Origin of the sequence: Streptomyces sp. NPDC021356, assembly GCF_040641015.1 — a bacterium.
Lineage (GTDB): Bacteria > Actinomycetota > Actinomycetes > Streptomycetales > Streptomycetaceae > Streptomyces.
On record NZ_JBFACU010000008.1, the window covers coordinates 91,232 to 111,594 of the forward strand.

Annotated in this window: 14 protein-coding genes and 4 pseudogenes; 13 read left to right on the plus strand and 5 right to left on the minus strand. The window is 72.2% G+C overall.

The features are described from left to right. The first annotated feature begins 7 nt into the window (after positions 1 to 7). From AB0G56_RS12750 to AB0G56_RS12770, 5 genes and pseudogenes are all read left to right on the plus strand, one after another. Positions 8 to 1,729: a carbohydrate-binding module family 20 domain-containing protein gene (locus tag AB0G56_RS12750; RefSeq protein WP_360967878.1), complete on the plus strand. Its 1,722-nt coding sequence runs from the start codon at positions 8 to 10 to the stop codon at positions 1,727 to 1,729. Positions 1,730 to 1,904: 175 nt separating this feature from the next. Then, positions 1,905 to 4,982 (plus strand): annotated as a pseudogene (locus AB0G56_RS12755) (alpha-amylase family glycosyl hydrolase); the annotation flags it as partial. A gap of 340 nt (positions 4,983 to 5,322) precedes the next feature. Beyond that, on the plus strand, positions 5,323 to 5,619 hold the full coding sequence (locus AB0G56_RS12760) for a hypothetical protein (protein WP_360968374.1): 297 nt from the start codon (positions 5,323 to 5,325) through the stop codon (positions 5,617 to 5,619). A 445-nt stretch (positions 5,620 to 6,064) separates the two neighbouring features. Then, positions 6,065 to 6,544: a hypothetical protein gene (locus tag AB0G56_RS12765; RefSeq protein WP_360967881.1), complete on the plus strand. Its 480-nt coding sequence runs from the start codon at positions 6,065 to 6,067 to the stop codon at positions 6,542 to 6,544. Between the two features lie 221 nt (positions 6,545 to 6,765). Further along, positions 6,766 to 7,617: a hypothetical protein gene (locus tag AB0G56_RS12770; RefSeq protein WP_360967883.1), complete on the plus strand. Its 852-nt coding sequence runs from the start codon at positions 6,766 to 6,768 to the stop codon at positions 7,615 to 7,617. A gap of 129 nt (positions 7,618 to 7,746) precedes the next feature. On the opposite strand, the gene AB0G56_RS12775 is transcribed toward AB0G56_RS12770, so the two are convergent. After that, a complete protein-coding gene (locus AB0G56_RS12775; RefSeq protein WP_360967885.1) occupies positions 7,747 to 8,757 on the minus strand; it encodes a DUF4073 domain-containing protein in 1,011 nt (336 codons plus the stop codon). 95 nt (positions 8,758 to 8,852) lie between these two features. Next, positions 8,853 to 9,560 carry a hypothetical protein gene (locus tag AB0G56_RS12780; RefSeq protein WP_360967888.1) on the minus strand — a complete coding sequence of 236 codons (708 nt, stop codon included), beginning with the start codon at positions 9,558 to 9,560 and terminating at the stop codon, positions 8,853 to 8,855. 75 nt (positions 9,561 to 9,635) lie between these two features. Between AB0G56_RS12780 and AB0G56_RS12785 the strand changes: the two genes are divergently transcribed. Continuing rightward, entirely contained in the window at positions 9,636 to 10,079 is a 444-nt protein-coding gene (locus tag AB0G56_RS12785) for a DNA-binding protein (protein ID WP_360967891.1), read from the plus strand. Positions 10,080 to 10,183: 104 nt separating this feature from the next. On the opposite strand, the gene AB0G56_RS12790 is transcribed toward AB0G56_RS12785, so the two are convergent. Continuing rightward, complete coding sequence (locus AB0G56_RS12790) at positions 10,184 to 11,368, minus strand: Cmx/CmrA family chloramphenicol efflux MFS transporter (protein ID WP_360967894.1); 1,185 nt, start codon at positions 11,366 to 11,368, stop codon at positions 10,184 to 10,186. 722 nt (positions 11,369 to 12,090) lie between these two features. Between AB0G56_RS12790 and AB0G56_RS12795 the strand changes: the two genes are divergently transcribed. The 3 genes from AB0G56_RS12795 to AB0G56_RS12805 all read left to right on the plus strand — a co-directional run bounded on the left by AB0G56_RS12795 (position 12,091) and on the right by AB0G56_RS12805 (position 14,554). Further along, the gene (locus AB0G56_RS12795; RefSeq protein ID WP_360967897.1) at positions 12,091 to 12,777 is read left to right on the plus strand and encodes a sigma-70 family RNA polymerase sigma factor; all 687 of its coding nucleotides are present in this window, start codon (positions 12,091 to 12,093) and stop codon (positions 12,775 to 12,777) included. Then, on the plus strand, positions 12,774 to 13,124 hold the full coding sequence (locus AB0G56_RS12800; protein WP_360967900.1) for a hypothetical protein: 351 nt from the start codon (positions 12,774 to 12,776) through the stop codon (positions 13,122 to 13,124). Before AB0G56_RS12795 ends, AB0G56_RS12800 begins: the two co-directional genes overlap by 4 nt. A gap of 80 nt (positions 13,125 to 13,204) precedes the next feature. Continuing rightward, on the plus strand, positions 13,205 to 14,554 hold the full coding sequence (locus AB0G56_RS12805) for an alpha/beta hydrolase (RefSeq protein WP_360967903.1): 1,350 nt from the start codon (positions 13,205 to 13,207) through the stop codon (positions 14,552 to 14,554). Positions 14,555 to 14,565: 11 nt separating this feature from the next. On the opposite strand, the pseudogene AB0G56_RS12810 reads toward AB0G56_RS12805, so the two are convergent. Continuing rightward, positions 14,566 to 14,834, minus strand: a pseudogene (locus AB0G56_RS12810) (helix-turn-helix domain-containing protein). A gap of 231 nt (positions 14,835 to 15,065) precedes the next feature. Between AB0G56_RS12810 and AB0G56_RS12815 the strand changes: the two are divergent. Next, entirely contained in the window at positions 15,066 to 17,327 is a 2,262-nt protein-coding gene (locus AB0G56_RS12815) for an MMPL family transporter (RefSeq protein ID WP_360967906.1), read from the plus strand. 179 nt (positions 17,328 to 17,506) lie between these two features. On the opposite strand, the gene AB0G56_RS12820 is transcribed toward AB0G56_RS12815, so the two are convergent. Next, positions 17,507 to 18,433 (minus strand): SDR family oxidoreductase, encoded by a 927-nt coding sequence (locus AB0G56_RS12820; RefSeq protein ID WP_360967909.1) that lies wholly within the window; start codon positions 18,431 to 18,433, stop codon positions 17,507 to 17,509. A 98-nt stretch (positions 18,434 to 18,531) separates the two neighbouring features. Between AB0G56_RS12820 and AB0G56_RS12825 the strand changes: the two genes are divergently transcribed. The 3 genes and pseudogenes from AB0G56_RS12825 to AB0G56_RS12835 all read left to right on the plus strand — a co-directional run. Beyond that, positions 18,532 to 19,134, plus strand: a complete 603-nt coding sequence (locus AB0G56_RS12825) for a TetR family transcriptional regulator (protein ID WP_360967911.1) — start codon at positions 18,532 to 18,534, stop codon at positions 19,132 to 19,134. A gap of 89 nt (positions 19,135 to 19,223) precedes the next feature. Continuing rightward, positions 19,224 to 19,889: pseudogene (locus tag AB0G56_RS12830) on the plus strand (hypothetical protein); the annotation flags it as partial. Between the two features lie 233 nt (positions 19,890 to 20,122). Beyond that, a pseudogene (locus tag AB0G56_RS12835) lies at positions 20,123 to 20,338 on the plus strand (hypothetical protein); the annotation flags it as partial. Positions 20,339 to 20,363: the final 25 nt, after the last annotated feature.

Sequence of the window (20,363 nt, forward strand, 5' to 3'; positions counted from 1 at the left end):
AGAAACCATGGCCAGAAAGACCGTGGCCGCTGCACTCGCCGCCGTGGCGGGAGCCGCTGTGGCCGTCACGGCACCCACCCCCGCGCAGGCCTCGGCACCGGGCGGGAAGGACGTCACCGCGGTGATGTTCGAGTGGAACTTCGCCTCCGTCGCCAAGGCCTGCACGGACGAGCTGGGCCCCGACGGATACGGATACGTTCAGGTCTCCCCGCCGAACGAGCACATCCAGGGCAGTTCCTGGTGGACGGCGTACCAACCGGTCAGCTACAAGATCGGCACCAAGCTCGGCGACCGCGCCGCGTTCAGGAGCATGGTCGACACCTGCCACGCCGCCGGCGTCAAGGTCGTCGCCGACACCGTGATCAACCACATGGCGAACGCCTCCGGCACCGGCACCGCCGGATCGTCCTTCACCAAGTACAACTATCCGGGCACGTACTCACCCGCCGACATGGACGACTGCACCTCGCCCGTGACCAACTACGCGGACCGCTGGAACGTCCAGCACTGCGAGATGGGCGGCCTGCCCGACCTGGACACCGGCGAGGAGTACGTCCGCAAGACCATCGCCGGGTACATGAACGACCTGCTCTCCCTCGGCGTCGACGGCTTCCGGATCGACGCCGCCAAGCACATCCCCGAGGACGACCTCGCCAACATCAAGTCCCGGCTGAGCAATTCCGGCGTCTACTGGAAGCAGGAGACGATCGGCGCGGCCGGCGAGGCGGTCCAGCCGCCCGAGTACTACGGCACCGGCGACGTCCAGGAGTTCAACTACGCCTACGACCTCAAGCGGGTCTTCAACAACGAGAAACTCTCCGAGCTGAAGAACTTCGGTGAGGCCTGGGGCCTGGTCCGCTCCGACAAGGCCTCCGTGTTCGTCACCAACCACGACACCGAACGGAGCGGCGGCACCCTCACCTACAAGGACGGTGCCAACTACACCCTCGCGCACGTCTTCATGCTGGCCTGGCCCTACGGCTCGCCCGACGTGCACTCCGGCTACGAGTTCAGCGACAAGGACGCGGGCGGCCCGAACAACGGGCAGGTCAACGCCTGTTACACCGACGGCTGGAAGTGCGAGCACGCCTGGCGCGAGATCGCGGGCATGGTCGGGTTCCGCAACATGGCCGCCGGAACCGCGGTGACGAACTGGTGGGACAACGGCGGCAACCAGATCGCCTTCGGCCGCGGCGACAAGGCGTACGTCGCCATCAACCACGAGGGCTCCGCGCTGACCCGCACCTTCCAGACCTCCCTGCCGGCCGGTGACTACTGCGACGTGCAGAGCGGCAAGGGTGTCACCGTGAACTCCTCCGGGCAGTTCACCGCCACCCTCGGCGCCGACACCGCGCTCGCCCTGCACATCGGCGCCAAGACCTGCGGCGGCTCCAACGGCGGCAGCGGCGGCAGCGGCGACGGCGGCGGGAACACCGCCACCGGCGCGTCCTTCCACGTCAGCGCCACCACCCAGTGGGGCGAGAACATCTACGTCACCGGCGACAACTCCGCGCTCGGCGGCTGGAACACCGCGAACGCACTGAAGCTGGACCCGGCGAGCTACCCCGTGTGGAAGCTCGACGTCTCCCTGCCCGCCGGAACATCCTTCCAGTACAAGTACCTCCGCAAGGACGCGAACGGCAACGTCACCTGGGAGAGCGGCGCCAACCGCACCGCCACCGTCGGCACCACCGGCCTGCTCACCCTGAACGACACCTGGCGCGGCTGACCGCCGTACAGCGCGCAGCCGCCCACCCGGGCGGCTGACCGCCGTACCGCACGAGCCGCCCACAGGTCCCGGCACGGGCCGGTGCCCCCGACGGGGGGCCCGGCCCGTGTGCCCGCACCGAGAACCCGAGGAGAGACCTCACGTGGTCGGCACCGCCCGTCGTAACGCAACCGCCCTGGCCCTCGCCCTGACCGCCGCGCTGCTGCCACCCCTGGCACCGCGCGCCGCCGCAGCGGACCCGCCCGCAACGGCAGCTTCGGCCGTATCCCCGCCCTCGGACGCCCGGCTCGCCGCCCAGGCCGCCCGCCCGGCACCGAGCAGGGAGCAGTTCTACCTCCTGCTGCCCGACCGGTTCGCGAACGGCTCCCCGGCCAACGACCGCGGCGGCCTCACCGGCGACCGCCTGACCACCGGCTACGACCCCACCGACAAGGACTTCTTCCAGGGCGGCGACCTGCGCGGCGTCATCGACCACCTCGACTACATCAAGGGCCTGGGCACCACCGCCATCTGGCTGGCACCGGTCTTCCGCAACAAACCCGTGACCGTACGCGACGGCAGAGCCACCGCGAACTACCACGGCTACGCCGTCACCGACTTCACCAGCGTCGACCCGCACTTCGGCACCGAGGCCGACCTCACCGAACTCATCGACAAGGCCCACCGCAAGGGCATGAAGGTCTTCTTCGACGTCATCACCAACCACACCGCCGACACCATCGACTACGCCGAACAGCAGTACGGCTACCGCAGCAAGGGCGCCTACCCCTACCTCGACACCACCGGCCGCCCCTTCGACGACACACAGGGGATGCGGCCGACGGACGCGGCCGGCGCCCCCTACACCCCCCGCCCCTCCACCGACCCACGCGACCGCAAGGTCCCCGCCTGGCTGAACGACCCGGCGATGTACCACAACCGGGGCAACTCCACCTTCGCCGGGGAGAGCGCCCTCTACGGCGACTTCCAGGGCATGGACGACCTGTGGACCGAACGCCCCGACGTCGTCCGGGGCATGGAGAAGATCTACGAGAAGTGGGTCAGGGACTTCCGCGTGGACGGCTTCAGGGTCGACACCGCCAAGAACGTCGACATGGACTTCTGGACCCAGTGGGCCACCACGCTCGACCGGTACGCCGCACAGCACGGACGCAGGCACTTCTTCCTGTTCGCCGAGGCGTTCTCCGCCGACCCCGCCGTCACCGCCCCCTACGTCACCCAGGGCCGGCTCGACTCCACCCTCGACTTCCCCTTCCAGGCCGCCGCCCGCAACTTCGCCTCCCGCGGCGGCCCCGCCGACGACCTCGCCCACGTCTTCGCCCAGGACTACCGCTACGGCACCGACAGGACCGACGCCTACAGCGAGGTCACCTTCCTCGGCAGCCACGACATGGGCCGCATCGGCACCTTCCTCGCCCAGGACAACCCCGGCGCCGACGACGAGGAACTGCTGCGCCGTGACCGCCTCGCCCACGAGCTGATGTTCCTCTCCCGCGGCAACCCGGTGATCTACTCCGGCGACGAACAGGGCTTCACCGGCGCGGGCGGGGACGTCGACGCCCGCCAGACGATGTTCGCCTCCCGCGTCCCCGACTACCTCGACGACGACGAGATCGGCACCGACCGCACCGCCGCCTCGGACGCCTACGACACCACCCACCCCCTCTACCGGGCCATCGCCGCCCTCTCCGAACTGACCCGGCGCCACCCCGCCCTGCGCGACGGCGTCCAGAGCGAGCGGTACGCCCAGGGCTCCGTGTACGCCTTCACCCGCACCGACGCCCACGAACAGCGCCCCTACCTCGTCGCGTTCAACAACGCGGCACAGGCACGGACCGTCGACCTCCCGACCGGCACCGCGAACACGGCGTTCCGGGCGCTGTACGGCACATCGGGCACCGTGCGCGGCGGCGCCGACGGCAAGGTCACCGTGACCGTACCCGCCTGGTCCTCCGTCGTGTTCGAGGCGGTGAAGCGGCTGCCCGCACCGGCGGCCCGGCCCGCCGTCACACTCCGCGCCCCGGCCGCCGGGGCCACCGGCACCGTGGAGGTCACCGCGGACACCGGGGGCGGCGAACTCGACCGCGTCGTGTTCGCCGCCCGCACCGGCAGCGGCGCGTGGCACACCCTGGGCACCGCCGACCACGCCCCGTACACGATCACCCAGCACATCCCCGCCGACGTACCCGCCGGGACCCCCCTGCGTTACAAGGCGGTCGTCGTCGACCGCGCCGGACGCACCGCGAGCGCCGTCGCCGCGACCACCGCGGGCGCGGCCCCGCCGGCCGGGCGACCGACGGCGGCCCGCCACCGCGCCGTCGTCCACTACCACCGCGCCGACGGCGACTACACCGGCCTCGGGCTGCGCACGGCCGACGGCCGCACCGCGGAGTTCACCGGCCGCGACGCCTACGGCGCCTTCGCCTGGTTCGAACCCGCCGCGGGGGCCACGCGGATCGACTTCACCGTGGAGAAGGACGACACCGCCGACGGCCCCGCGCGGACGCTGGACTTCGCCGCCGCGGCCGAGGTCTGGACCGCGCAGGGCAGCACCACCGTGGAGCAGACCCGGCCCACCGGCGCCTACCCGCCGCAGGACCGGGCGAAGGCGGTCATCCACTACCACCGCGCGGACGGCGACTACACCGGCTGGGGCCTGCACGCCTGGACGGGCGCCGCACACCCGCCCGAGTGGAACGATCCCATCCGGCCGGTCGGCCAGGACTCCTTCGGCCTCGTCTTCGAAGTCCCGCTGACCGCCCACGCGGACTCCCTCAGCTACATCCTGCACAAGAAGGAAGAGAAGGACGTCCCCGTCGACGAGGCCCTCGACTTCTCCCTGTACGGGCACGAGGTGTGGCGGGTGGCCGGCGACCCGGCCTACCTGGCGCCCTCCCTCGCCGGCGCGTTCGGCCTGGACCTCACCGCCTCCGCCGCGACCTGGCTCGACGACACCACCGTCGTGTGGAAGGGCACCGGCACGGGCGTCGCGAGCCAGCAGCTCGTGTACGCCCCGCAGGGCGGCATCGCCGTCCAGGACGGCGCGCTGTCGGACGAGGGCCACTGGCTGCGCCTGATCCCCGCCACCCTGACCGAGGCGCAACGGACCGCCCACCCGCAGTACGCGGACCAGCAGGCCTTCACCGTCGACCCGCGCGACCGCGACCGGGTCGCCGACGCACGGGCGAGCGCCCAGGTCATCGCCACCCAGCGGGCCGATGACGGCGCCCTGCTCGCCGCCACCACCGTCCGCCGCCATCCCTGACCCGCTCGCACTCCCGCCGATTACGCTCGCCCCGGCAGGGCGCGCGGGCCCGGGTCGAGTCGTCCGCGGCCGGGGCCACCCGGGCGGCGGTGACGTCCGGATGCGGCGTCGGTCCGGTCACGTCGGGCCCGGGCGCCGGACGCGGACGTCGTGCGGTCCGCCCGGGTTGCCTCCGCGGGTACTCAGGCCCGGCTGAGTACCCGCGCCCAGGCCCCGGGCAGGACTCTCGGCGACGCTGTGGTGGAGTCCTTGGGTTCGCCCGGTCCTGAAGGAGACACCAGACATGCGGAACGTCCGACGGGGAGCGGCACTGGCCGCGGTCGGGGCCATGACCTTCGCCACGCTCACGGCGTGCTCGACGGAGGACGCGGTCTGCGGCGGCGGCGAGTACCCGGTCCAGGCGGTGGGCAGCACCGGCAGCGCCTGCACTCCGCAGGGGAAGGAGCCGCCGAAGGGCTACGTCCGCTATCCCGAGGGCAAGGTGCCCGAGACGGTCGGCGACAAGTGGGACGAGTACTGGAACACCCACGTGATCGACAAGAACGGCCACATCAGCGAGGCCAGGGACGGGCAGTTGCAAGGACGGGCAGCTGCCGGGAGCGGCGGTAACCGGGACGGGCAGTAACCGGGAGGGGCGGCAGACCCGGCAGGCCAGGTCGGCCCGCACCCCATATGTGTTTCCGTTGCCCCAGCACTCATGGATATCCAGATCTCGAGTACGGGGACGTCCGGTAGGCCGGCCGGCGTGCACCCTGCCACCCGTCGGACAGGAGGTGTTCCGGACATTCGGGCAGGTATTTCCGGGCAAGGGTGACAGGTATTTCGAGGCGGGTCGGGAAGTATCCGAGTACCGGGTCGGGAAGTATCCGAGTACCGGGTCGAAATGTATTCCCGGGCAAGCCGAAAAGTGTTCACGGGCGGGCCGACAGGTATGCGTGCCGCGAATGCGGGCAGGCTCGGTGGAATGCGTAGACTGACGCAGGTTTCTCGCACGGGGGACGGTACATGTCCGCGCCGTTCGCTCAGCACACACCACCCGGCGGATGCGGAAGAGTGGAGGCTGCCCGCTGATGAGGTCTGCGCGCCGGGGAGTCGTGTGGCCCGCCGCATGCACCTGGTCCGCCGTGGTCGGGCTGGTGGTCGCGGGATGCTGGTTCCTCGGGCGGCCCGGCGAGCCGCCGGCCGGTGCCGACCGGGTGGCCGTCGGCCGCGAGTGCCGCTCCTCGCTCCCGCGGAACATGGAACTGTCCTGCGGTACGTACGGGTTCGGCGACGTGCGCTATATCTGCTCCGCCGGGAGCGGGAGCGGGGGCGGCGGGCGGTGCGCCCGGACGACGATGGTGACGGTGCGCAACTCAGGCAGGTCCCGTGTGTACGTCACGTACATCGCGGGCCGCGGGCAGGGCGTCCGCGAGCAGGGCCCGCAACAGGTGGTCGAACCGGGCCGTGAGGTGACGCTCCGGCCAGGAGAGGGACGGCTGCTGTTCGACATCACGCTGCGGGGCGCGGACGGGGGGCCGAGCAGCCTGGAGGTGGTCCGCGTGCGGTGACGGAGGCCTACCGACCCGCACCGCCCCGCATGGTCCGTCGCCCACTCACAGCGCCGAAGGAGTGGGCGAGTTGTCCGCGTTCTCGTATGCTGCGGCGGCGCCCTGGGTTCGAACCGCCGTACGATTCGCGGCCCGGAGGTGCGGCTCGGCCGCCGACCGCGGCCGGGGACACCGCCACAGGCGCGTGCTCGCGCGCGCCGGGAACGACGCGAGGTGGAACGATGCCGAGATCGTGGAACATACCGGGACCGCGGACCTGGGGGGTGGCCGCCGCTTCGGCCGTCCTGCTGCTCTGCACCGCACAGGCCTCACCCGCGGGGGCCGCCACGACCGCGCTCCCGCTCTGCCCGACGGTCTTCGGGCACGGCGGTTACCCCACGGGAGCCAACCCCTGGGACCGCGACCAGGTGCGGCAGCCGAACAACCCCAAGGGCCTGGCCCAGCAGAAGAGCTGGGGAGCGGGCGGCGTCGAGGCCGACCTCCAGCTCACCCGGGACGGCACCAAGGGCGTCATGTGGCACAACACCACGACCAACGGCCTGACCGGCACCCGCAAGGCCATCACGGAGCTGTGGTGGGCCACCGGAGCCGACCAGCTCAAGGGCCGGACGATCACCCGCGGACCGTACACCGGGGAGACCGTCTACACCTTCCGGGAATGGCTCGACAGCGCCAAGTCCAAGAACCTGACACCTCTGGTGGAACTCAAGGGCGAGGCCGAGCAGTCGCTGCTCAACAGCGACTCGGCCATCCGTGAGCGGGCGTGGGCCGAGGTGATCGCACCCATATCGGAGCGCATCGCCTCGCAGAAGATCATGATCTACACGCACGACACCGCGCTGAAGCCCGAACTCGACAAGCGCATCAAAGCGGCCGGCCTCTCTGCCACGCTCACCGGGCACCCCAGCTGGGTCGACGGGATCGGCTGGGAGGAGCCGCCGCCCGCGGCCTCCGGCAACTACGCCTCGTGGCAGGCGGCCTGGACACGGCTGGGCTCGACCACGGCCTCGGTGCCCGTCGCCACCTCGTGGACCAAGGACCTCACGACCTGGCTCCAGGGGAAGTGCGTCTGACGACCGTTCGGCCTGTGTCCGTTGCACGCTTCGCCCACCCGGAGGGACCGAAGGGACCCGGCCCGCGAGTTGAGCGCGGGGCACGGGACGAGGACTGGGGCCGGCCCGCGAACTCGCGGGCCGGCGCGGTCAGATCCGGGTGGCGAGCGGCACGGTGACCTGCTTCAGCCAGGCGCCGGAGGCGAAGTCGCGCGCCTTGACCACCACTCGGTCGCGGTACACCTCGACCTGGAGGCCCTGGTTGAACGCGCCGTCGACGGCGTTCTCGCCGCCCTGCCCGTTGTCGGTGAAACCGGTCTGCACGGCACCGGTGTTGATGACCGCGAAGCCGTCGAGATTGGCCGTCCCGGGCACCACGCGGCGCACGTACCAGTCGGACAGGCCGAGGTCCCAGTGCGTGTGTCCGGAGAAGAGGAACACGTCGCGGTGGCGGCCGAGGAGGCCGAGCAGCCGGTCGGACTGGAGGTAGTCGCTCATGTAGAGCTTGTTGCGGGTGCCGGAGACGGTGTCGGGCAGCGGGTGGTGCGTGACCACCATGACGGGCCTGCGCCGGCGTGCCCAGTACGCGAGGCGCTCCTCCAGCCACCGGAACTGCGCCTCGCTCAGCCACACTTCGTCCCACAGCTTCGGGTCGTGGTAGTGCATGTAGCGTTCGGTGCCGATCGTGAGGACCGGTATGCCGCCGAACGTCGTCTCCGCGTAGACCCGGCCGCGTTCGGCGAACCGGTAGAAGCTGCGGAACAAGGAGTCCTCTGTGGTGCCGTTGGGCCAGGTGGCCTGGGCCAGCGTGTCGGGATCGGCCCACTTCGGAACGTAGAACTCGTGGTTGCCGATGGCCCAGGCGATCTCGCGTGGATGCGGATTGCGCGCGAACACCTTGCGCACCTCGGCGTATTCGGCGTCGTAACCGCGCGGGGTGATGTCCCCGGCCACGGCCAGGCCGGAGCTGTGCGGGTTGGTGGCACGCATGTCCTTCAGTGCGACGGCCAGGTCACCGAGGTCGCCCTGGATGTCACTGATGACGTCGAAGGTGGTCAGCGGCGCACCGCCGCGCCTCGGTGCGGCTTCGGCGGGGGCCTGGGCGAGCGTACCGAGCGCGACGGCACCGGCCGTCGCGGCGATGAGGGATCTGCGTTCCATGGAGGGGCCCTTTCTGGTCTGTACCCGTTACTCATATGCGACCAACGCGGCCACGGGATGAACGCCGGGCGACTTCGGCACCGCCCGCCCGGCGCTCACCATCTGCGCCACCGGACGGGCTGCTCCGGGGTGCCCTCGCCGAGTTGCCGGGCCGCCAGGGCGGCGACCCGGGTGGCCAGGTCCGACAGGGCGGGGTCGTGGCGGGCGGCGGACCGGGCCAGGCGGGTCACGTCCGCGACCCAGGCGCCGGTGGCCCGGTCCGGGTCGCCGATCCGGGCGAAACCGCGGGCCAGGAGCCCGCGGGCCTCCTCGTCCCGGCCGCGTGCGACGGCCTTGACCACGCCGAGGGCGTTGGCGAGCGCGCTGGCCGGGCGGGACCACTCGTCGTCCCGGGCGCGTGCCGCCGGGTTGCCGACGTCGTAGTCCGGGTCGTCGGCGACCGACGCCGTACGCACCTCCAGGTCCAGCCGCCAGAACAACGACACCCCGGCGAAGCGGACGAACAGCAGGCGCCGGCGGTCGGAGTGGTGGAAGTCCGGGTCGCTGCGCACGCTCTCGACCGGCTGCACGCGCCCCAGCGCCGCCACTGCCTCGGCCTCCGCCAGGCAGTCCGGGAAGCGGGCGTCGGGCACCAACCACAGGATGTCGATGTCGCTGAAGGCGTCCGCCGTGCCCGCGCCCAGCGAACCCGCCAGCTCCGTGCGGGACGCCGGGCAGCACTCTTCCAGCGCCGCGCGCAGCCGCCCCGCGAACGCGGCACGGTCGGTCCCGGAGCGTGCGGCCCCTTGGGGATCCATGTCCATGCTGCTTCCCTTCGGCCGGCATCGGCATGACAACGAAACATTGACAACAAAATGTTTGCCCCCCACGATGGTCGCATGCCGTCAACCCCGCAGCAGCCCGCCGACGACGCCTTCACGCCCCCGAGCGCGCAGGAGGCGAGGACACAACGTGTGTACGCCTCCCTGTTCCGCATCGCCGAACGCCATGCCGCCACGGACCAGCAGCGCCGCCGGCAGGTTCATCCCCGGATGCTCGGCCCGCACGAGGCGGTCAGGCTCGTGTCGTTCCTGCTCAGCGGCGCGGCGTTGCCCGAGGGCGGGGAGCCCGAGGTCGACCGCGCGGACATCACCGCCGCGCTGACCCTCGTACCGCTCGCCCGTGCCGAGATGGACGAACTGGAGGCCGGGCTCCTCGGGATGGCCCGGGGGCGCGGTATGACCTGGCCGGAGATCGCCTTCGGCCTCGGCCTGGCCACCCCGCAGGCGGCCAGGCAGCGCTACGAGCGACTGGTCAGCCGTACCGCGACGGACGCCGAGTAGCGGTCCTGGTCCGGGTCCCGGGTCTTTGTCCCGGTCCGGGGTTCGGTCCCGGTCCCGGTCCGGGTTCGGTCGCGGTCCCGGTCCCGGTCCGGGTTCGGTCGCGGTCAGTGCGTCCCTTCCGGGCGGGCAGGCGTGATCGGCCTCCGGAAGGGATACGCGCAGGCGGCCGGCAGCGCCGCCGCCACGAGCGCCCCGCTCGTCCACAGCGGGCCGAGGTCCCCGGCCGCCGTACCGAGGGTGCCCGCGGCGATGAGCGGTCCGGCGGTGGCGCCGACGTTGAGGGCCGCCGTCGCGTACGCGCCGGCCATCGTCGGCGCCTGGGGAGCCTCGTAGAGGGCCCGCGTGATCAGCGTGCCGCCCAGCGCGAACGACAGCGCGCCCAGCAGGAACACGAGGACGAGGAGAGCGACCGGCTCGCCCGCCGACACGGCGAGGACCGGCCAGCCGACGGCCAGGGCCGGCCCGCCGACCGCCACGACGGCACCGGGCCGCCGGTCGGACAGCCGCCCGGCGACGGTGACCCCCACGAACGAGCCCGCCCCGAAGAGCACCAGCACCACGGGGACCCACAGCGCGCCCAGCCCGGCCGTACCGGTCACGACGGGGGCGAGGAAGGTGAAGCCCGCGAACGTCGCGGCGTTCACCACCGCGGCGAGCAGCAGCACCAGGAGCAGACGCGGACTGCGCAACTGGGCCAACTCCGAGGAGAGTTCAGGCATCCCGCCTTCCGTGTGCGGCCCCGCCGGGCGCGCCGGCAGCCCCTTGACGATGCCGAAGGCGGCGGGCAGGCAGAGGGCGGCGACAGCCCAGAAAGTGGCCCGCCAGCCGAGCAACGTGCCCAGCACCGAACCCCCGGGGACCCCGGCGACGGTGGCCACCGTCGTACCGGACAGCACCACGGCCAGCGCCCGTCCCTTCCGGCCGGGCCCGACCAGCGTGCCCGCCGTCGTCACCGCCACGGCGAGGAACCCGGCGTTCGCGAACGCCGCGACGACCCGGGTGGCGCACAGCACCGGGAAACTCGTCGTCGTGGCACCCACGGCATGGGCCGCCGAGAACACGAGGACGAACGTGAGCAGCCCGGCCCGTCCCGACCGGTTCCGGGCGAGGACGGCCATGAGCGGGGCGCCCACGACCATGCCGACCGCGAAGGCCGAGGTGAGCGCGCCGGCCGTGCCGACCGGCACATCGAGGTCGGAGGCGATGTCCGGCAGGAGCCCGGCGAGCATGAATTCGGAGGTGCCCATGGCGAAGACAGCCATGGCGAGCAGGTAGAGAGCGAGAGGCATCGAGTGACCCCGAGGTGAGGAGAGGAACGAGAGGACGTCGTCTCGTCACCGCGGTCAGCCCGCGGAGGGCACACCCCTCCGGCGCTCCAGGGGCCCAGCGCTCCGGCGAACCGGCCTCCGGCGAACCGGCCTCCAGTGGTCCGGACTCCAGTGGTCCGGACTCCAGTGGTCCGGCCTCCAGTGGTCCGGCCTTCGGCGGTCCGGTGCTCTGGCCTGGGTGGTGGGCGGGGGACCGGTGGTCCGGTGGTTCAGGGGTGCAGGGGGCTGACGGCGTGACCGAAAGCCCCCACCTCGGCTGACTCAGGGCTCGACATGGTCCGCACGTTAGCCGATCGGTGTCCGCCGCCGCACGCCGGTTTTCCGCTCCCGAGCGCGGGGCCGCCGACCGGATCCCCATGTGACCCACCTCACCGGCTAACCCGGAGGTTCGCGCCGACCCACCCGCAACCTCGGCCCCCGCCGCACGTCTGAAGCCCATGGAGGCCCGGACCACCCGGTCCTCTCGGCCCTGTTCCCCAGTGAAGGATCGTCATGTCCGCACGCCATGTCGCACCGCGCGGGCCCGCGTACGCCCCCGCGCCCACCACCGCGTTCGCGCCGTCCCCCGCACACTGCGCCACGGCGGGCGGCACGGACCGGCGAGGACAGGCATGAGGACGGCCGGGACCGCACACTTCGCGGGGACAGCGGGGACAGTTGGGGCCTCGGTGGGTATGGGCTTCATGGGGCCCGGACCCGCGGGTCTCCCCGGGCCGCTGCCGTTCCCGCCCGCGGGCGCACTCCTGCGCGCCTGCGGCCGGTTGTTCCGGCGCGCGCCCGAGCGGTACGCGGCCGCCCCCGCTCCCCTCTCCGCCCCCGCCGCCGACAACCACAGCACCACCGCCCCTCACACCCCCGGCGCCCCCCGACGCGACCGTGACCAGGCAGTCGACATCCACCGGCTGTACCACCACCGCCGACTCGCTCTGGTGCGCCTGGCAGTCCTGCTGGTCGACGACCTGCCCACCGCCGAGGACGTGGTGCAGGACGCGTTCACGGCACTGCTGCGCCGTCACGGGCACGCTCTGGAACGACTGGACGACCCGGAGGCGTACCTGCGCACGAGCGTGGTCAACGCCGCCCGCTCCGTGCTCAGACGGCGCAGGACCGTCCGCCGTGCCGTCCTCCAACGGGAGCGTCCCGCCCCGCCGCCGGAGGAGTACGTCCTGCTCCGTGAGGAACACCGCGAGGTGTTGCGCGCCCTCTCCCGGCTGACCCGGCGTCAGCGTGAGGTCCTGGTGCTGCGCTACTGGTCCCATCTCAGCGAGGCGCAGATCGCCGAGACCCTGGGCCTGTCCCGGGGAGCGGTCAAGTCCACCGCCAGTCGCGCCCTGGACGCGCTGAGCAGGAAGCTGGAGGGCCCCCGATGACCACCGCCCGGCACGACCATGTCGAGGAGCGCCTGCGGGCCGCCCTGGACGCCCGCGCCCGGCTCGTCGGGCCCGACCGGCTGCGGCCCTCGGCGTCTCCCGCCGCCCCGCCCGTCGCGCCGGCTGCCGCGTGGCGGCGGATCCGCAGCGGGGCCCCGGCGCTGCTCGCCCTCGCGGCGGTCGTGGCGGGCGTCGTGCTCTGGCTGGACCACCGCCACCAGGACGCCCCCACCCCACCCGCCAGGATGCCCGCCACGACCCCCTCCGTGACCGGCCCGCCGACTCCGGCCCCGGCGCCCTCCGCCGTGCCCCTCTCCCCGCGCGCGGCGGCCCAGAGCCCCCGTTGATCAAGCAACGAACCCAAGAACCCCGGAAACCAAGAAACCAAGAAACCAAGAAACCAAGAAACCGAGGAACCGAGGAATCGATGAAGAATCCCACCCGGCGCGCCGGGCGCGCCCGGCCGGCGGCGCCGGTCTGCGCCCTCGCCCTGTCCGCCCTGTCCGCCCTCTCCGTCTGCGCCCTCACCGCACCCGCCACCGCCGCACCGGCGACCACCGCCTCCGCGCCGCCCCCGGCCCGCCTCACCGACGTACCCGCCACCGCCGTCGCCCAAGCCCGCTACGACCTCGGCGACCAGGCCTTCACGCCCCCGGCCGCGCTCGGTTACGAGGGCCGCTCCGAACTCGCGGCCGACGTCTACTACCCGGCACGCCTGGGCACCGGCCGGCACCCCCTGGTCCTCATGCAGCACGGCTCCTGGGAGACCTGCGCCGACGCCGCCGCCGAGACCGACCACGCCGCCGCCGAAGCGGCCCGCGACCGTGCGGAGAAGGCGGGCGACGAGGCCGAGGCGGCCCGTCAGCAGGCGATCGTCGAACGGACGTCGGCCCGGCTGTGGGCGTGGCCCTGCGCCCCGGGCACTGCCCAGATCCCCAGCAGCAGCGGGTACGACTACCTGGCGCGCGCCCTGGCCGGGCGCGGCTTCGTGGTCGTCTCGGTCGGCGCGAACGGCATCAACGCCACGGCCGGCGGACAGGCCGACACCGTCTACCGGGCCCGCGCCGCGCTCATCGACGAACATCTGCGGATGTGGCAGCGGCTGGCCGGCTCGGGCGACGGACCGTTGCGCGGCGCGCTCACCGACGGACGTACCGGAGCCCCGGTGAAGGCCGACTTCCACGGCCGGGTCGACCTGGGCGACGTAGGCCTGCTCGGCCACTCCATGGGAGGCGGCGGAGTCATGCAGGAGATCGCCGACTCCTCCCGCGCCCACTGGCCGGCCGGCGTCGGCATCAAGGCCGCCTTCGCGCTCGCTCCCACCGCCACCTGGGACAACGATCCCGTCACCAGCACGCCCTTCGCCGTCATGTGGGGCACCTGCGACCAGGTCAACACCGGTTCGTTCTTCGAGCAGAACCGCGCCGCCAACCGGGTGCCCATCTACAAGTACACGCTCACCGGCGGCAACCACGACTTCTACAACGGGCAGTGGTCTCCGAGCAGCGGTCAGGTGGCGTCCCGGGACGACGCCGTGCCCGGGGTCCGGCCGGGCACCTGCCGGTCCCAGTACGGGGGCCAGGACCCGCAGGACCAGCAGGACCAGTCGCGCCTGACGGAACGTGAGCAGCGGCTGATCACCACGGACCGGGTGACGGCCTTCTTCGAGCGCTTCCTGCGGGGCCGGACCGACCGGCAGCCCTACCTCACCGGCACACGGCCGTTCCCCGGCGAGCCGGCCGGCGTCGTCACCTCGGCCTACGACGCCGGAGACTGAGACCGAACGGCTCAGCCACCGTCCGCACCCTCGGCTCCCTCGGTACGCTGCTCACCCTGGTCACCCTCGTCGGGCACCCAGCGCAGTACGTCGCGGGCCGGCAGCCGAGGGTGCGGCAGATCGCGTCGAGCGTCGTGAACCGTACGGCCTTCGCGCGGCCGTTCTTCAGGACGGCGATGTCGGCGGGCGTGATGCCGACCGCGGCGGCGAACTCGCCCACGGACAGGTGGTGTCTGGTGAGCTGAGTGGCTTCCGAGTCGCTTCGGGGTCCCTTCGGGATCGCCCCGGGGGCCGTTTCCGAATCGATCCGGATCGTTCCCGAATCGTCCGTTCCATGTACGGAGTTGTCCGAGCTGGGCCTGGTGGACCGAGCTTGACAGTCGGTCACTACGATCGGGGTCAAGACAACAGTTCGGCCGGTGCGCGACGGTATGGGCGCCGGCCGGGGTCGCCGATGCCAGGGTCCGCTCCCCGGGCTGCGGTGATCTTCCTACCCAGGAGGACCTCCCGCATGTTCCGACGCATTGGGAACATGGTCGTCCGACATCCTGTCTGGACGATCGTGGCGTGGCTGATAGCGGCGGTGGCCATCGTCGCCACCGCCCCGAGCCTGCCCTCGAACAGTGACGAGAGCAGTTTTCTGCCCAAGAGTTACGAGTCCATCAAAGCGGCGGACCTCCAGGAGAAGGCGTTCCCCAGCGCCTTCACCCCGTCCGCCATCGCGCTGTACCGGCGTACCGACGGCGGCGCGCTGACCGCCGACGACAAGCAGGACGTCGCCCGGATCACCTCCGAACTGGGCAAGAAACACATCGACCAGGTACAGAAGGTCGTCCCCGGCCCGCCGTCCAAGGACGGCAAGTACGCCATGACGCTGGTCCAGATGGACAGCAAGAAGGCCGGTCAGCCCGAACAGAGCGACGCGGCGAAGGTGCTGCGGGCGGACGTCAAGGAACTGGCCAAGGGCACACACCTGGACGCCAAGCTGGGCGGTTCGGCCGCACAGGCGCTCGACCAGGAGGACTCCTCCAAACGCGGTCAGGCGTTGATCGGCATCGGTACCTTCGCGATCATCCTGGTGACGCTGCTGATCATCTTCCGGGCGCCGATTCTGGCCGTACTGCCCCTGGTCCTGATCGGTCTGGTCTCCGCCATCGCCAACGGACTGATCGCCTACGCCACCAAGCTGTTCGGCCTCCAGGCCAACAGCTCGATCTCGTCGATCCTGATCGTCGTGCTCTTCGGCGTGGGCACGGACTACTTCCTGTTCCTGATGTTCCGCTACCGAGAACGCCTGCGCGCAGGCGACGAACCCAAACAGGCCATGATCAACGCGGTGGACCGGGTCGGCGAGGCCATCGCCTCGGCCGCCGGGGCGGTCATCATCGCCTTCCTCGCCCTGGCGCTGTCCACCCTGGGCTTCCTCAAGCAGATGGGCCCGGCGCTGGCCATCGCGGTCGGCGTCACCCTGGTCGCGGGTCTGACCCTGATACCGGCGGTGGTCTCGCTCATCGGCCCGAAGGTCTTCTGGCCGTCCAAGTCGTGGCAGCGCGAGCCGGACAACGCCCGCTTCGCGGCGCTCGGCCGGGGCGTCCGGCGCCGGCCGGCCCTGACCGCCGCCGTCTCGGGCCTCGTCCTCGTCGCGCTCTCCCTCGGCACCCTCGGCTTCAAGGCCACCTTCGACCTGGCCTCGGGCTCCATGCCCAAGACCAAGGAGTCCATGGTCGTCCAGGACGACATGCAGAAGGCGTATTCGGCGGGCGCCGCCGCACCCACCGACGTCTACCTCTCCAGCACCGCGGGCAAGCCGCTGGACAAGGCCGCCTTCGGCGCCTACGCGAAGAAGCTCGCAGCGGTGGACGGCGTCGCCGACGCCCATCTGAGCCAGGTCAGCAAGGACGGCGCCACCGCGGACTTCACCGTCACCCTCAAGTACGAGGCCTCCACGGAGCAGGCCCTCGACGCCGTGGGCGAGGTGCGCGACGTCGCGCACTCCGACGCCCCGGACGGCACCGAGGCGGTCGTCGGCGGCATGTCCTCGATCTTCAAGGACATCAACACGGCGGTGAACCACGACTACCGTACGGTCTTCCCCGTCGCCGCCGTCCTGATCATGATCATCCTCGGCCTGCTGCTGCGCAGCCTGGTCGCTCCCTGGTACCTGATGGCCTCGGTGGGGCTCGGCTTCGGCGCCACCCTCGGCGCCACCGTCTGGATCTTCCAGGACGGCCAGGGGAAGCCGGGACTGATGTTCATGCTCCCGGTGATCATGTACCTCTTCGTGGTCGCCATCGGGACCGACTACAACATCCTCATGATCGCCCGGCTCCGCGAGGAGGCCCGCGAGGGCCGGGAACCGCGTGAGGCGGCCGGCATGGCGGTGCGGCACGCCGGGCCGACCGTGGCGGCGGCGGGCTTCATCCTGGCGGCGACCTTCGCCACCATGATGCTCGCCGGCAACTCGCTGCTCACGGAGATGGGTTTCGCGGTCTCCTTCGGCATCGTGGTCGCCGCCTTCGTCATGGCGATGTTCTTCACCCCGAGCCTCACCGCGCTGATCGGCCACGCGGCGTGGTGGCCGGGCCACGGGGACCGGGCGAGGGAGACGGCGACCGGAACCGATTCCGGGGCGGCCGCTTCCGGGTCGGCCGCTGCCTCTGGTTCGGTCGCCTCCGGGTCGGGCGCGGACTCCGGTCTGGATTCCGGTTCCGGTTCCGGTTCTGGCTTCGGCCAGGAGCGGCCCGCGGAGGACTCGCCGGGCCGCCGCGGCTGACCAGCGGCTGACCGCGAAGCGCATGACCGCGCACCGCGAAGCGCATGACCGCGCACCGCGAATTGTGCACCGCGGACTGTGAAGTGCGTACCGCGGACTGGATGCCGGGCGGACCGGCCTCGTCAGACGCCGTCCGCGGGGACCGGAAACGGTTCCCGCGGACGGCGTCTTCGCGTGGATCAGGTGGTGGTGGCCGCCGGCGTGCCGAAGTAGTGGCCCTTGTCGAGGTCGGCGAGGAGGTCGGGTTCCACCGGCTCCCAGCCGAGCAGTTCGCGGGTCAGGGCGCTCGACGCCGGGATGTCCATGCTCAGGATGTCGCCCAGCCAGGTGAAGTGCTCGGAGGCGTCCTCCGCGGGCACCGGGACGACCGGGATGTCCAGGTGACGGCCGACCACCTCGGCGATGTCGCGGATCGGGACGCCCTCCTCCGCGGCACCGTGCAGCACCGAACCCGCGGGAGCCTTCTCGACCGCCAGCCGGAACAGCCGGGCGGCGTCGAGCCGGTGGACGGCCGGCCAGCGGTTGGCGCCGTCACCGACGTAGCCGGACACGCCCTTGGCGCGGGCGATGGCCGTCAGGGCCGCCATGAAACCGTTGTCCCCCTCGCCGTGGCACGTCGGCGAGAGGCGCACGACGGACGAGCGCACGCCGCGCGAGGCCAGCGCGAGAACCGCCTGGGCGGTGGTCTGCCGGACGGAGGGAGCCGATCCGTCGGGTGTGGGCACGTCCCGCTCGGTGGCCACCCGTCCCGGCGCGAGGCCGGCCAGGCCACTGGCGAGGACGAAGGGGCGCCCGGTACCGGCGAGCGCGTCACCGAAGGTGTCGACGGCGCGGCGGTCGGCTTCGGCGGCACCCCGGAAGTCGCCGGAGAAGGCGATGTCGTGTTTGAAGGCGAGATGGATCACACCGTCCGACGCGGTGGCCGCGTCCCGCAGGACGTCGAGGTCGTCGAGGGTGCCGCGGACGGTCTCCGCCCCGGCGGCGGTGAGCGCGGCGGCGGAGACGTCGGAGCGGGCGAGCCCGACCACCTGGTGGCCCGCGTCGAGGAGTTGCGGAACGACGGCGGAGCCGATCCAGCCGGACGCCCCGGTCACGAAGATGCGCATGGGAGGAACCCCAGACTGTCGATGGATCAGTGATGTCAGTTACTGACGTCGAGCCTAGCATCCGATGTCAGTGACTGTCATCGCGTAGAATCCGCGGCATGGGCAGATGGGAGCCGAACGCGCGGGAGCGCCTGGCCGAGGCGGCGTTGCAGCTGTACAGCGAGCGCGGATTCGAGCAGACCCCCGTGGCGGAGATCGCCAAGCGGGCCGGACTCACCGAACGGACGTTCTTCCGGCACTACGCCGACAAGCGCGAGGTGCTGTTCGCCGGCGCCGGTCACTTGGAGGAGCTGTTCGCCCGGGCGGTCGCCGGCGCTCCGGAGGCCGCGGCGCCGATCGACGCGCTGGCGGCCGGGCTCGAAGCGGTGTGCGAGGTGTTCACCGACCGGCGCGAGTTCGCGCGCACACGGCAGGCCGTGATCATGGCGAACGCGGAGCTGCGCGAGCGCGAGTTGATCAAGCTCGCCTCGATCTCCGCCGCGCTCGCCGAGACCCTGCGCGGGCGCGGCGTGCCGGAGCCGGCCGCGAGCCTGGCCGCCGAGGCGGGGGTCGCCGTCTTCAAGGTCGGCTTCGAGCGCTGGACGGCACCGGGCGAGGAACGCGGGATGGCGCGCCTGCTGCGGGACTCACTGGACGAGCTGAAGACCGTGGCGGCGGGAGGTCTCCAGAAGGTTTCGCCGGGGGCGGCGGAACGGGACTGACAGAACGTCACCGGGGTGGTTAGGGTGCCGGTGATGAAGAGCTCCTCCTCGTACGGATTGGGGGAATCGTTCGTGCAAGGTGAGTGCTGATGGCACCTCACTCCACGAACGCGATTCCCGCCCGCTTGTCGATGTGGCAGCGCCTGCGCGAGTACGCCGTGCCACCGTCCGTGATCGAGACCGCGACCGCACGGCGTGCGGTCGGTGACTGGGCGGGGGCCTGCGCCGCCGCCCGGATCGACGTCGACCTCGATCTGCGCGCCGTGCGCGACCGCCACGGCACCGACCTCGCCACCCGCCTCCGTGCGGACCTGCGCTGCCTGGCGCCGGATCTGCTGCGCTGGCACATGCCCCGGATCGCCCCCGACGGGCGGCTCAGGCCCGGCATCACCGTCTCCCTGGCCCGCTACGGCGGCCCCGGTGCCCCACCCCTGCATCTGGTGGTGCGGACACCGCCGGCCTGGGCGGATGCCGGGCAGCGGATGTCCTTGGCCCTGTGGGCCGGGGCGGAGGGCAGGGACGCCGTCCCCGGCCATCCACCGCCCCCGTATTCCGACTCACACCCACACTCGCACTCGCACGGGCACACATACTCGACCTCGCGCTCACCCGCACACCCGAGTCCGCCCCCGCCCCCGCAACCACACCCACACCCACATCCGCATCCGCATCCCGACCGGCGTTTCCGGCTCGACCTGCACCGGCATCTCCGGGACGCCGGGCGGAGCGGGGAACTGGCGGTGCGGTGCGGTGCGGTGCGGGCGGCCCCCTGGCGAGGGCGCCGCAGGCCTGGCCGCACCTGGCGGACTTGCCCGGCCTGGCGGACTTGCCCGGCCTGGCGGACTTGCCCGGCCTGGCGGACTTGCCCGGCCTGGCGGACTTGCCCGGCCTGGCGGACCTGCCCGGCCTGGCGGGCCCGCCGGAGCTGCCGGACCCGCCGGACCCGCCGGGTCCGCGGCTCGATCGGCTCACCGTCCACGACGTGCCGTGGGCGGTGGCGGGCTGGGCCGCTGAAGCAGAGTTGCTGCTACGGGCCGAAGGGAGCCCGCGTCGTGCGTTCACCGTGCGTCTGGGGGCGCGGAACCGTGCCGTACTCGAACCCGTCGCCCCCGACGACAGCCACGCCCCCACGCTGCGGCCGCTGTCGAAGACGCTGCCGCGCCAGGAGGTCGCGGCGCTTCCGGTGCTGCCGGAGGCAACGGCCATCTGCGCATGCTGACCTACCGGGC